General features: G+C 67.8%; 10 protein-coding genes and 1 riboswitch. Of the genes, 3 read left to right on the top strand and 7 right to left on the bottom strand.

Translation table 11 applies throughout. The features are described 5' to 3' along the window. Positions 1-14 precede the first annotated feature (14 nt). Positions 15-695, top strand: a complete 681-nt coding sequence (locus CW359_RS40150; protein ID WP_232838813.1) for a Uma2 family endonuclease — start codon at positions 15-17, stop codon at positions 693-695. Here CW359_RS40150 and CW359_RS40145 read toward each other — a convergent pair. The 3 genes from CW359_RS40145 to CW359_RS45615 all read right to left on the bottom strand — a co-directional run bounded on the left by CW359_RS40145 (position 683) and on the right by CW359_RS45615 (position 4,257). Next, positions 683-2,179, bottom strand: a complete 1,497-nt coding sequence (locus tag CW359_RS40145; RefSeq protein WP_332875049.1) for a subtype B tannase — start codon at positions 2,177-2,179, stop codon at positions 683-685. The two genes, CW359_RS40150 and CW359_RS40145, sit on opposite strands and share 13 nt — an antisense overlap. 238 nt (positions 2,180-2,417) lie before the next feature. After that, positions 2,418-3,548 (bottom strand): NADH:flavin oxidoreductase, encoded by a 1,131-nt coding sequence (locus CW359_RS40140; protein WP_105975185.1) that lies wholly within the window; start codon positions 3,546-3,548, stop codon positions 2,418-2,420. Positions 3,549-4,110: 562 nt separating this feature from the next. Beyond that, complete coding sequence (locus tag CW359_RS45615; RefSeq protein ID WP_157968733.1) at positions 4,111-4,257, bottom strand: hypothetical protein; 147 nt, start codon at positions 4,255-4,257, stop codon at positions 4,111-4,113. Positions 4,258-4,437: 180 nt separating this feature from the next. Here CW359_RS45615 and CW359_RS40130 point away from each other — a divergent pair, with 180 nt between their 5' ends. Then, positions 4,438-6,759: a coiled-coil domain-containing protein gene (locus CW359_RS40130; RefSeq protein ID WP_105975183.1), complete on the top strand. Its 2,322-nt coding sequence runs from the start codon at positions 4,438-4,440 to the stop codon at positions 6,757-6,759. A 113-nt stretch (positions 6,760-6,872) separates the two neighbouring features. Here CW359_RS40130 and groL read toward each other — a convergent pair whose 3' ends face one another. The 4 genes from groL to thrC form a co-directional block, all read right to left on the bottom strand. Further along, entirely contained in the window at positions 6,873-8,495 is a 1,623-nt protein-coding gene (groL, locus tag CW359_RS40125; RefSeq protein ID WP_105975182.1) for a chaperonin GroEL, read from the bottom strand. 363 nt (positions 8,496-8,858) lie between these two features. Continuing rightward, the gene (locus CW359_RS40120; RefSeq protein WP_019057200.1) at positions 8,859-9,065 is read right to left on the bottom strand and encodes a cold-shock protein; all 207 of its coding nucleotides are present in this window, start codon (positions 9,063-9,065) and stop codon (positions 8,859-8,861) included. A 442-nt stretch (positions 9,066-9,507) separates the two neighbouring features. Continuing rightward, on the bottom strand, positions 9,508-9,783 hold the full coding sequence (locus CW359_RS40115; protein ID WP_105975181.1) for a MoaD/ThiS family protein: 276 nt from the start codon (positions 9,781-9,783) through the stop codon (positions 9,508-9,510). Between the two features lie 116 nt (positions 9,784-9,899). Next, the gene (thrC, locus tag CW359_RS40110) at positions 9,900-11,207 is read right to left on the bottom strand and encodes a threonine synthase (protein WP_105975180.1); all 1,308 of its coding nucleotides are present in this window, start codon (positions 11,205-11,207) and stop codon (positions 9,900-9,902) included. A 17-nt stretch (positions 11,208-11,224) separates the two neighbouring features. Then, positions 11,225-11,373, bottom strand: a riboswitch (SAM riboswitch). A gap of 161 nt (positions 11,374-11,534) precedes the next feature. Here thrC and CW359_RS40105 point away from each other — a divergent pair. Then, positions 11,535-12,479: a glucosyl-3-phosphoglycerate synthase gene (locus CW359_RS40105; RefSeq protein ID WP_105975179.1), complete on the top strand. Its 945-nt coding sequence runs from the start codon at positions 11,535-11,537 to the stop codon at positions 12,477-12,479. The last annotated feature ends 83 nt before the right edge of the window (positions 12,480-12,562 follow it).

The raw sequence follows: 12,562 nt of genomic DNA, 5'->3' as shown, positions 1-12,562 counted from the left end.
AAGGAGGCAATGCCATGACCCCTGACACCGCCGACCGCCCGCAGATGTCCGTCGAGGACTTCGAAGAACTCGTCCGCAGGGCTCCGCGAGAGCTGCGGAACCGGCTGGAGTTCCTCGGCGGAAGGCTGTGCATCCGCCACGGTCCGCTCGACGTGGACGAATTCGAGGAGCTTGCCGCCGTCGCTCCCGAAACCGTGCGGCTGGAGTACATCAACGGAAAAGTAAAGGTCAAGGCCATGCCCGACGGCACCCACACATCGATCTTCATGTGGCTGCTCCGCCAGTGCATGCAACAGCGCCCCGACCTCGACCTTGCGCCCGAACGGGGCGTCAAGGCCGAGGCCTACCGCAAGGGCCGCGCCCGCACCGACGGTTTCCTGGCGCCCGTGGACCACTTCACAGGCCACCGCGAGTGGTCCAACCCCGACGGCGCCCTCATGGCCGTGGAGATCACCTCCCACGACCGGGACACCGACCAGCGCGACCGCGTCGACAAACCCCTCGGCTACGCGGCGGCCGACATCCCCGTCTACCTCCTCGTCGACCGCGACAACAACACCGTCACCGTGTTCAGCGAGCCGAAGGACGGCCGGTACCAGCAGTCCTCGTCCCACCCGTGGGGGGCCGCCGTGGCGATCCCCCACCCCGTGGGCATCACCCTCGACACCGAGAAGCTCAAGGACTACGCCGACTGACCCGCCGCTCGCCCCCCGCCCCCGGAATACCCCGACACCTCCCCGATCCACTTCACGAACTCCCCGGGGTCCTGGTCCGCCCCGTGCCCCGCGTCCCAGTAGTACGACGTGTCGACGTCGTCGCCCAGCTGATCGAGCCGGGCGTGCAGGTTGCCCGCGACCGTGTGGGACGTGTCGGTGTCCTTTGTCCCGAGGCGGATCCACCAGTGCTTGGAGCGCCGGTCGTTCGCCTTGCCGACCAGGTGGTGCATCGGGTTCATCAGGGCGAGCTTCTCCGGGATGTCCTCGTCGAGACGGGCGCTGTCGCCGTTCGCGTGCCGGAGACTCCAGAGGGTGAAGTGACGGGCCCGCGTGGTCCCCGTACCGAAGAGGTTGTTCTCGGGGCTGGCCAGGTCGAGGGTGTCGAAGGAGGGCACGTTCTTGCGGCGGGCGCCGACGTGGGTGAGGAAGTCCGCCCAGGTGAAGCGGGCCCGGCCGCCGGACCAGTCGATGAACGGCCTCGCGGCGAGATAGGCCGCGCGGGCCTCGTCCGACAGCCCCGCCAGGTACTTCGTCGCCGACGGCTCCATGAACGTCTTCAGCAGATAGTCGTCGAGATTGCGGGCCGTGAGCCTGCCGTACCCCTTCGCCCGCAGCCCGAGCGACGCCACATGCTCGCCGTACGCCGTGCTCAACTCGTTCGACAGCGTCTGGTCCACCTGCGCGCCGCCGCCCAGCGGGTTCGTCCCCCAGCACCACTCGTACGCCATGTCGGCGTGTTCGAGGTCCGTGATCGGACACCAGGCCCCGGTCGCGAAGATCGCGTCGCTCGCGTCGGCGGCCCCGATCGCCTCCAGGTAGGGCTCGTAGAGCGGGCTGTCACCGGAGGCACCGAGCAGCGACGACAGCGCCCCGCCCGCACTCACACCGGACGACACGATCCGGCGCACGTTCCCGGGCACCCGCCCCTTGTTGGCCCTCAAGTACCGTACGGCGGCCTTGAGATCGACGATCGCGGCGGGCGCGACCCCGTAGTAGACCCCGGTCGTCGCGTCGACGAGGGTACGGCCACGCGCACCCGGTTCCACGACCACGTACCCGGCGGCGAGCGCGAGCGCCTGGCGGGTGGTGGCGCCGCCCATGCCGGTGGCGGTGATCCCGGTCCTGGCCGACACGGAGGACGGCGCGTAGCCGCCGACGGCGTTGGCGAGCAGGATCGGCGCCCCGCTCGCGTCGACCGCCGCGCCGTCGATTCTCACCGGCTCGCAGATGTTCAGGGACTGGTAGGTCGCGTCGACCGGGTTCGCCACGTAGGAGGCGACCTTGTAGAAGCGGTAGACGACCTCGTGGGCGGTGCCGGTGGTGTCGGTGATGCTGATCGTCTGCTCGGTGTGGGCGGACGGGTCGAAGACGAGGGACGCTGCGGTTCGGGCGCCGGAAGGGAGTCCGACCGCCGGTATCGCGGGTATCCCGGGCACCACGACGGCCGCGGCGGTGAGTCCCATGACCACTGACCTGCGCTTCACTGCTGTCTCCTGTCTTCACGGCTCGTTCGGACGCCGCACAGTTCAACAGCAGTTTCTTAAGACCGTCTGTGTGTCTCCAGTGACGCTGGAAGGGGCTGGCCGGCAAGCAACCAGCAAAGCGAACCAATCGCCCGCAAAATTGTCAGCAATTTTGGCGGAAATCTTACGGGCGACCGACCCACCCCCCTGACGGGTACGGATCCAGCTACTACCGGCTCTAGCTCAGCGAACCCAGCGCCGCAGCGTCGTACGCCTTCAGCTCACCGGTCCGGCCCGCCAGCACCTTCGCCGCCCACTCCGGGTCCTGGAGCAGCGCACGGCCGACCGCGACGAGGTCGAACTCCCCGCCCTCCAGCCGGTCCAGCAGATCGTCGACGCTCTTGAGGGGCGCACCCTCGCCCGCGAAGCCCCGGAGGAAGTCGCCGTCGAGGCCGACCGAGCCGACGGTGATGGTGGGCTTGCCGGTCAGCTTCTTCGTCCAGCCGGCCAGGTTGAGGTCCGAGCCCTCGAACTCCGGGAGCCAGTAGCGGCGCGTGGAGGCGTGGAAGGCGTCGACCCCGGCCGCGGCGAGCGGGGCCAGCAGCGCCTCCAGCTCCTCCGGAGTCTCGGCGAGCCGGGCGTCGTAGGCCTCCTGCTTCCACTGCGAGTAACGGAAGATGATCGGGAAGGACGCGGACACCGCCTCGCGTACGGCGGCCACGATCTCGGTCGCGAACTTCGTACGGGCGACCAGGTCACCCCCGTACGCGTCCGTGCGGCGGTTGGTGCCGGCCCAGAGGAACTGGTCGAGCAGGTAGCCGTGGGCGCCGTGCAGTTCGACCCCGTCGAAGCCGATGCGCTCGGCGGCCACCGCGGCCTCGACGAACGCGTCGATGACGTCGTCCAGGTCGTCCTGCGTCATCTCCTTGCCGCTGCCGGCGCTGCCGTCGAGACGCAGCCCGGACGGACCGACCGCCGGGGCATCGGCGTACGGCGGCTGCCCGGCCTGCCTGACCATGCCGATGTGCCACAGCTGCGGCACGATCTTCCCGCCGGCCGCGTGCACGGCCTCGGCGACCTTCGCCCACCCCGCGAGCTGCTCCTCGCCGTGGAACCGCGGGATGCTGTCGCTCTGCCCGGCGGAGTCGTGCCCGACGTACGTCCCCTCGGTGACGATCAGCCCCACACCGGCGGCGGCCCGACGCGAGTAGTACGAGGCGACGTCCGCCCCGGGAACACCACCGGGCGAGAACGCACGCGTCATCGGCGCCATCACGATCCGGTTCGACACGGTCAGACCGTTGATCGAGAGGGGACGGGAGAGAACCTGGGCAGCGCGGGAGGTGTGGGCGGGGGCGGGGGCTGTCACGTGGGGGCTCCTGGGGAAGGGGACAGAGCGGTCGGAGTGGTCAGAACCTGCGCTTGTGTGCATACGCATGCACATCAACGGCCACTGAGCGCCCGCTCATTCCGACACCGGGGGCGGGGCTGGTGTGATCCCGGCCACGTCCACAGGCCTCGACGGGCCTACCAGTCCAGGGAGTCCTCGTCCGCTGCTGCGGCCCACACCGCCGCCCACGCCGATGCAGTGCCCTCCATCTTCGAGGCATTCGTGTTGCAGAGGACGACAATGCGGTGCCGGTTGTTCAGAAGGCAGACGTTGCCGTCCGACGGCACCGGTACACGGTCCGACGTGAGGCTTGGCACGCCCGTCTGCGCTTGTTCGGCACCGCAGCTGTCCTCCGGCCTGATCCGCCGGACAGGCCCTGGCGGTAGCCCGGGGAGTCCCCGTCCCGGCCACGGTCGGTGACCCCCCGAACAGCACCCGTCCAAGCTCCCGCAAACGCCCGAGGGCGGCACCCCTTTGGAAGAAGGGTGCCGCCTTCTGCACCGGTGGTTCTGGTTGGTGGAGGCGGAGGTTCGCCGAGTCGTCAGCGAGCGCGCAGCCACCACAGCAGTCCGGTGACGAATGCCGAACCAATGGCTCCAGCTGCCCCAAGGGCGGCCTGGCCGACGAGACGGCGCCAGAACGGCCGTCGTGCGGGATCCCGCGTCGTGTCCTCTTCGGAGATGGTCATACCGGATGTCCTCCCGCTCAGGGTCTGGGCGTGCGCCCCGAACTCATCGTGGCCGAGCGGTGAACCTTCGGGACCGGATCAGGCGTTGCCGTTCAAAGCGGCAGCACAGACTCCTGTTGCCAACCGAGGTGGCAACAGCCTTTCGCCCCCATGAAGTTGCGGCACCGCGATACTGGCCGGATGCACAACGGACAGGTGCCGGATGCCGACGAGGCGTCCGTGGGCTGCGCGGCGCGGAAGCCACAGCTGGCTCCGCTGAAGGACGGTCTGCCCCCGACCAGGCGGGCGTTCGCGGAAGACCTGCGCAGTGTCTTCCTCTCACTGGGGATCAGTGTGCGCCGCTACGCCGCACGACGGCACCTGGATGCCAGTTCGGTGACCCGATACCTCAGCGGCGACCGGGTCCCGCCTTGGAGCTTCGTCGCCGGTGTCGTCGCGGACCTACAGGAGGACCGGGTTCCGCTGACCCCCGCGGCCGAGTCGACCCTCCGGGACCTGCACCGCGCGGCCGAGAAGACCGGTCGGCGCGTCAGCGAGGTCCAGGTGCTCCAGGACAAGCTGGCGGAGGCCGACGAGGAGACCCGGCGCATAGGGACCCGGCAGCGAGTGCTGGAGGAAGCTCTGCACGACCGGCAGGCACAGCTGGCGAAGACCCAGGGCCGGTGCCGGAACCTCGAAATGCGGCTGGAAGGCGAGCAACTCGCTCAGTCCGCCGAGATCGAGGTGTGGCAGGGCGAGTACAGGCGCTTGGAGGAGGAGTGCGACGACCTGAGGCAGGAGGTGAACTGCCTTCAGGCTGCGCTGACGGAGACCCGGGCCGAACTGATCGCCGCCGAAGAGGAGTGCCACCAGCTGGAGACACGGCTGGAGACCCTCCAGAAGCTCGACCAGGACGGAACGCCCTCACTGATGTTCGTGCTCGAAGAGGCGGACCGTACCGCCTCGGTGCCCGAACTGGTGCAGGCCGTCGGGGACCTCGAACTGCGCACGCGGAAGGCCATGGCCAGTGAGCTGGTGAGGTCTGCCAGTCAGTCCCGCACGATCGAAGAGGTCGCGGGTCTGTTGGCCGCACTCCAGCAGGCAGGGTTCGAGGCGCATGTTCAGGCCGCGCTACCGGCCATGGTGATGGCACGCTCCGTCGACGACACCAGTGCCCTGGCCCGGGCGCTGTTCCGGGAGGAGCTGGAGGAATTTGTCCTGACCCTCTTACGGGCTTCGGTGGAGTACCACCAGGCCGAAGACGTGGCCGCGTTCGGCCTGGCACTGCATCGTGCCGGACTCCACGAGCACGCCGAGAGCCTGCTGGGCGCGGTGGCCACGGTCAGGCCGGTCGACGATCTGGTCGCCGCGACCAGGGCTCTGGCCAACAGCGAACTCGATGTCGCCATGACAGCGGCCATGTCCACAGCCGCCGGCCGGCGCGACGTCGCCGACCTCTCGGAGCTGAGCCACGCGCTGCGCGAGGCACGTCTGGACCAGTTCGCCGACACCCTTCAACTGACGGCCGCAGCCGAGCGATCCGCCTCGGACGTCGTGCGCCTCTCGGACTCCTTGTCGTTGCTAGGGCTGAACCAGGACGCCGAGAACGTCTTCGCCAGCACACAGAGCAGAGGTGTCGCGCATCTGGTCGCGTTCGTCTACGTACTGCTTCAGGCACACCGCTACGACCACGCGTGGACGGTGTTGCGCCGCGCCGCGGAAACCCGCCCGACCGAAGACATCGTCTTTCTGATCGCCGACTTCTACGGCACGGGACGTCACCAGAACGCGGCGGAACTGTTGGTCCTCGCCGTGCAGGCCAGGAGCACGTCCCAGATCCGTGAGCTGATCAGCGCGCTGGACCGGGTCTTCCCCGGCTCGCGGTCGATAGTGCGGACAGCGGCCAGGACGAGCAAACCGCAGGATGTCGCAGCCTTCCTCATCTGCCTGGAAAGGTGCGAGCTGCCCTTCCACGCCAAGGCCGTTTTCCAGCAGACGATGATGGAGCACGGCATCAGACACCTGGGGGAGTTTCTGAGCGCTCTCGACCAGGCCGGATCACGTTACGTCGGCAGGGAGGCCCTGTGCGAACGGGCCGGTGCGGCGTTGGTGCCGGAGGTCGCGAGGCTGCTGCTGGCCCTCGAATCAGCTTCGCTGAACGAGCGGCTCGACGCCGTGGTGCACAGCGTGTGCATGCAGTCGTCAGCGACGGGGGTGGCACAACTGCTGCTGGATCTGGACACACTCGATGACAAGAAGCCTTTGGCCTGGTACGTCGTCTCGCGTGTCCTGCACCACGTGGTGCGCACCTGTTCCGTCGCCGACCAGGCGGCCCTGACCAGCGCGTTGGAGGCGACAAGCCGGACAGCGTACGCCAATATCCTCATCTCCAACGCCACCACCGCACACGGAAAGCACTTCAAGAACGCGTTGAAGAAGGAGCGCACCCGGTACGAGCGGAGGGGCCTCTCCCAGACCCTCGGGGACCACTGGCAGGACGAGACCGTCCAGCCCGCCCAGTGACCCGGCCGGTGTCGCGCCGCACACCGCAACGCCCGAGGGCGGCACCCTCCCCGTAAGGAGAAGGGTGCCGCCCTCGGAACGTGGAACGTAGGACGGTGATCGACCGGGGTCGATCAGAAGTCCATGTCACCGCCCGGCATGCCGCCGCCGGCCGGCGCGGACGCCTTCTCCGGCTTGTCGGCGATGACGGCCTCGGTGGTGAGGAAGAGCGCGGCGATGGACGCCGCGTTCTGCAGCGCGGAGCGCGTCACCTTCGCCGGGTCGATGATGCCCTCGGCGATCATGTCGACGTACTCACCGGTCGCGGCGTTGAGGCCGTGGCCGACGGGAAGGTTGCGCACCTTCTCGACGATGACGCCGCCCTCAAGACCACCGTTGACGGCGATCTGCTTGAGCGGGGCCTCCAGGGCGAGACGCACGATGTTGGCGCCGGTCGCCTCGTCACCCGTCAGCTCAAGCTTCTCGAACACCGAGGTGGCCTGCAGCAGGGCCACGCCACCACCGGCGACGATGCCCTCCTCGACGGCCGCCTTCGCGTTGCGAACGGCGTCCTCGATGCGGTGCTTGCGCTCCTTCAGCTCGACCTCGGTCGCAGCACCGGCCTTGATGACGGCCACGCCGCCCGCGAGCTTCGCCAGGCGCTCCTGGAGCTTCTCGCGGTCGTAGTCCGAGTCGCTGTTCTCGATCTCGGCGCGGATCTGGTTGACCCGGCCGGCGACCTGGTCGGCGGAGCCGCCGCCGTCGACGATCGTGGTCTCGTCCTTGGTGATGACGACCTTGCGGGCACGGCCCAGGAGGTCCAGGGAGGTGTTCTCCAGCTTGAGACCGACCTCCTCGGAGATGACCTCGCCACCCGTGAGGATCGCGATGTCGTTCAGCATCGCCTTGCGGCGGTCGCCGAAGCCCGGGGCCTTGACCGCGACGGACTTGAAGGTCCCGCGGATCTTGTTGACGACCAGGGTCGAGAGGGCCTCGCCCTCCACGTCCTCGGCGATGATCAGCAGCGGCTTGCCCGACTGCATGACCTTCTCCAGGAGCGGGAGCAGGTCCTTGACCGAGGAGATCTTGGAGTTGGCGATGAGGATGTAGGGGTCCTCCAGCGAGGACTCCATGCGCTCCATGTCGGTCGCGAAGTACGCCGAGATGTAGCCCTTGTCGAAGCGCATGCCCTCGGTGAGCTCAAGCTCGAGACCGAAGGTCTGCGACTCCTCGACGGTGATGACGCCTTCCTTGCCGACCTTGTCCATCGCCTCGGCGATCAGCTCGCCGATCTGGGTGTCGGCGGCGGAGATGGAGGCGGTCGAAGCGATCTGCTCCTTGGTCTCGACCTCCTTGGCCTGGTCGAGCAGCGCACCGGAGACGGCCTCGACGGCCTTCTCGATGCCCCGCTTGAGGGCCATGGGGTTCGCACCGGCCGCGACGTTGCGCAGGCCTTCGCGGACCAGCGCCTGGGCCAGGACAGTCGCGGTCGTCGTGCCGTCACCGGCTACGTCGTCCGTCTTCTTCGCGACTTCCTTGACCAGCTCGGCGCCGATCTTCTCGTACGGGTCCTCGAGCTCGATCTCCTTGGCGATGGAGACACCATCGTTGGTGATCGTGGGGGCGCCCCACTTCTTCTCGAGGACGACGTTGCGGCCCTTGGGGCCGAGCGTCACCTTGACGGCGTCCGCGAGCTGGTTCATGCCGCGCTCGAGGCCGCGCCGTGCCTCCTCGTCGAACGCGATGATCTTGGCCATGTGAAGTGGTCCTCCCGGACTGGGGTGGATTGCTCCGGACCGCGCTGGCGCCCGCGACGGACGGCCTGCCTGCCTCGGTGATTCCTTGCACCACCTGGCCTGCGGGCCTCACCCACCCGGTCCTTCGTTATCACTCTCACCTTCAGAGTGCTAACGCCAATGATTAGCACTCGCCCCTGCCGAGTGCAAGCGGCTCTCGAAGATCCGCAGGTGAACAGGGGGACACCTACGGGCCGGTAGGCCACTGGGCGGACACGCCGAAGGGCTCGTACCCCGTGAGGTCCCACGGGGTACGAGCCCTTCGAATCCTTCGATGAAGCGATGAAGGAAGAAGAACGTCGCTGCGGTGCGCCGGCGCGTGCTTCAGCTGGTCGCCAGACGGACCATGTCCGCCTGCGGCCCCTTCTGGCCCTGCGAGATCTCGAAATCGACCCGCTGACCTTCCTCGAGGGTGCGGTAGCCGTCCATCTGAATCGCGCTGTAGTGGACGAAAACATCCGCACCACCGTCGACCGCGATGAAGCCGTACCCCTTCTCCGCGTTGAACCACTTGACGGTGCCCTGAGCCATGCCTAACTCCCCTATTACTGGCCCTTGCACGGATCCGCACTTCGCGAATCCGGGTCAGACCTCACCCCCCCAACCGGTGGGAGTGTGCGCCGGAACGCGTCGACCGCGGCCGAATGTATCTGTCCAACTGCCCTCTGCAACAGGTCAATCGGACGAGAAATCCGGGCACACCAGGTCATGGAATATGCGGAGAATTCACGCGAATTCAGGGCAAGTCGGGCCCCACAAATGGAGCAAAAAACGCAAAAAGCCTGCACACTTTGGCTACTTCTCAATGGGTGCGCGGCAGGAATTAATACTCGTGCGGCAAGCGAAGTGGTGCGGCTTCCCCAACTGTACCGCGCTCAACCATACAGAATTGCCCCCTCCGCTTCTCTCACGGAGGGGGCAATTCGATGAACTCTCGGTAATCGATATTACCGACGGTTACTACCGACGGGTATCAACCACCCGCGACAGCGGGAATGATCGAGACCCCGGCACCGTCCGGCGTCACCGTCTCCAGCCCCTGCTCGAACCGGACGTCGTCGTCATTGACGTACACATTGACGAACCGACGCAGCTTGCCCTGATCGTCGAGCACCCGGGCGGCGATCCCCGCGTGGTTCTTCTCCAGATCGGCGATGACCTCGGCGAGGGTCCCGCCTTCGGCGCTCACTTCGGCCTGGCCGCCCGTGTAGGTACGCAGGATGGTGGGGATGCGGACGCTAACGCTCATGACTTCCAACCTCCGGTCGGGTGACTTACCTAGGGGCGCGGGGCTGTGCCGAATTTGCGGCTACCGCCGCGTGGGCGCGGCCAGCCCCCACAGACCCGCAGACGAACAACAACCTCTTAAGACGCGAGCCCAGCGTCCCGGAACGACTCAAGACTGGGCCGAATCGTCGCGGTCAGCCCGACATCGGCAACCGCGTCCAACGTCTTGAGCCCATCACCGGTGTTCAGCACGACAGTCGTGAGCGTCGGGTCAAGCAGCCCGTTCTCGATCAGCTTCTTCGCGACCCCCACGGTCACCCCACCGGCGGTCTCCGCGAAGATCCCCTCGGTCTGCGCCAGCAGCCGGATCGCGTCGACGACCTGCTCGTCGTTGACGTCCTCCACGGCCCCGCCCGTACGCCGGGCGATGTCGAGGACGTACGGCCCGTCCGCCGGGTTCCCGATCGCCAGCGACTTCGCGATCGTGTTCGGCTTCTGCGGCCGTACGACGTCGTGCCCCGCCTTGTACGCCACCGACACCGGCGAGCAGCCCTCGGCCTGCGCACCGAAGATCTTGTACGGCTTGTCCTCGACGAGCCCGAGCTTGATCAGCTCCTGGAGCCCCTTGTCGATCTTCGTGAGCTGCGACCCGGAGGCGATCGGCACCACGAGCTGGTCGGGCAGCCGCCAGCCGAGCTGCTCGCAGATCTCGTACGCCAGGGTCTTGGAGCCCTCGGCGTAGTACGGCCGCAGATTGACGTTGACGAAGCCCCAGCCCTCACCCGCCGGGTCGCCGATCAGCTCGGAGCAGAAGCGGTTCACGTCGTCGTAGTTGCCCTCGATGCCGACCAGCTCACCGCCGTACACCGCGGCCATGACGATCTTGCCCTGCTCCAGGTCGTGCGGGATGAACACGCAGGAGCGGAAGCCGGCCCGGGCGGCGGCGGCGCCGACGGCGCCCGCGAGGTTGCCGGTGGAGGAGCAGGAGAGGGTGGTGAAGTGGAAAGCGCGCGCGGCCTCGATGGCCTGGGCGACGACGCGGTCCTTGAAGGAGTGGGTCGGGTTGCCGGAGTCGTCCTTGACGAAGAGCTTGCCGGCGTCGACGCCCAGCGCACGGGCGAGGTTGTCGGCCTGGACGAGCTTGGTCCAGCCGGGGTTGATGTTCGGCTTGGTGGCCACGTCGGCAGGGACGGGCAGGAGAGGCGCGTAACGCCAGATGTTCGCGGGGCCCGCTTCGATGCGCTTGCGGAGTTCCTCGGTGTCGGCCGCCGACTCGACGCCGAAGTCGTAGGCGATCTCCAGCGGGCCGAAACACTCCTCGCAGGCGAAGACCGGGCCGAGCGGGACGCGGTGGCCGCATTCCCGACAGGAGAGCGCGACGGCGGGACCGAGATCGACAGGGGTGACGGAGCTGTTCGTGGCGCTCTCGACAGTTTGCGCAGCCATGGAGGGGAGGCCCTTTCTCCTCATCTTCCTCACGACGCATCTCGCCGTGAGACGGATTTGGCACCTTCCCGAGCCGGCAGCCTCGCGCATCGAACATGCGTCAAGACCGGCTGGAGGGTTGCCGGGGCTTCATCGGGCCGTATCCCTCTGCCCCTCTGGATGAGCGGTATGAAGTTGTGAGGTTGTGAACACCGACGACCTACGACATGCGATGGTCATCCGCGTTGTTCAAGACTGTAACCGAAGGCTTGGATGGTGGTGGAAGCCGTCCGAACCGCGAGATAGAAGATCGCGCTTCCCCCCATGCAACGTAAGGGAGAGCCGCACGTGCTGGAAGACGTCGAGCGCTGGCTGAGCACGCGCTCCTGGTCCGTTGGTGACCGCCCGCTCAAGAAGCTGATCGCCGCGAAGCGTTCCTCGAACGCCACCGTGAGTGTCGTCCTGCCCGCGCTCAACGAGGAGGCGACGGTCGGCGAGATCGTCGCCGTCATCCGCCGCGACCTGATGCTGAACGCCCCGCTGGTCGACGAGATCGTCGTCATCGACTCGGGATCGACCGACCGCACCTCCGAGGTGGCCGCCGCGGCGGGCGCCCGGGTCGTGCACCGAGACGACATCCTGCCGCGCCTCCCGGCGGTACCGGGCAAGGGCGAGGTCCTGTGGCGCTCCCTCCTGGTCACCAGCGGGGACATCGTCTGCTTCATCGACGCGGACCTGAAGGAGTTCTCGTCGGACTTCGTGTCGGGGATAGTGGGCCCGCTGCTGACCGACCCCGGCGTCGACCTCGTGAAGGCGATGTACGACCGCCCGCTGGGCCAGGCGGCGGGCCAGGGCGGACGCGTCACCGAACTGATGGCCCGCCCCCTCCTGAACATGCACTGGCCGCAGCTGGCCGGTTTCGTCCAGCCGCTCGGCGGCGAGTACGCGGCCCGCCGCTCGCTCCTCGAACAGCTCCCGTTCCCCGTCGGCTACGGCGTCGAGCTGGGCATGCTGATCGACGCCCTGCACCTGGTCGGCCTGGACGCGCTGGCCCAGGTGGACGTGGGCGTGCGCAAGCACCGCCACCAGGACGGCCAGGCCCTGGGCCGGATGTCCGCCGCGATCTACCGCACGGCCCAGCTCCGGCTGGCCCGGGGCCACCTGATCCGCCCGTCCCTCACCCAGTTCGAACGCGGGGAGGACGGTTTCGAGCCACGCACGTACTCAGTGGACACGGAGGAACGGCCTCCGATGGCGGACGTGGCGGAGTACGCGCGGAGGAAGGCGGCGTAGCACGCGCAGCGGCCTCGCAGGGGCTTGTATACGGCTGCCGCATACGTGCGTACGTTTGATTGTTTCCGGGCCGGGCTAGGTTG

The sequence above is a fragment of the Streptomyces geranii genome (assembly GCF_002954775.1).
GTDB classification, from domain to species: Bacteria; Actinomycetota; Actinomycetes; order Streptomycetales; family Streptomycetaceae; genus Streptomyces; species Streptomyces geranii.
This window is presented reverse-complemented; position numbering and strand designations above follow the sequence as displayed.

Coding starts and splice junctions, on each gene's coding strand:
- CW359_RS40150 (WP_232838813.1), top strand. CDS start 15: ATGACCCCTGACACCGCCGACCGCCCGCAGATGTCCGTCGAGGACTTC.
- CW359_RS40145 (WP_332875049.1), bottom strand. CDS start 2,179: ATGGGACTCACCGCCGCGGCCGTCGTGGTGCCCGGGATACCCGCGATA.
- CW359_RS45615 (WP_157968733.1), bottom strand. CDS start 4,257: ATGACCATCTCCGAAGAGGACACGACGCGGGATCCCGCACGACGGCCG.
- CW359_RS40130 (WP_105975183.1), top strand. CDS start 4,438: ATGCACAACGGACAGGTGCCGGATGCCGACGAGGCGTCCGTGGGCTGC.
- groL (WP_105975182.1), bottom strand. CDS start 8,495: ATGGCCAAGATCATCGCGTTCGACGAGGAGGCACGGCGCGGCCTCGAG.
- CW359_RS40120 (WP_019057200.1), bottom strand. CDS start 9,065: ATGGCTCAGGGCACCGTCAAGTGGTTCAACGCGGAGAAGGGGTACGGC.
- CW359_RS40115 (WP_105975181.1), bottom strand. CDS start 9,783: ATGAGCGTTAGCGTCCGCATCCCCACCATCCTGCGTACCTACACGGGC.
- thrC (WP_105975180.1), bottom strand. CDS start 11,207: ATGGCTGCGCAAACTGTCGAGAGCGCCACGAACAGCTCCGTCACCCCT.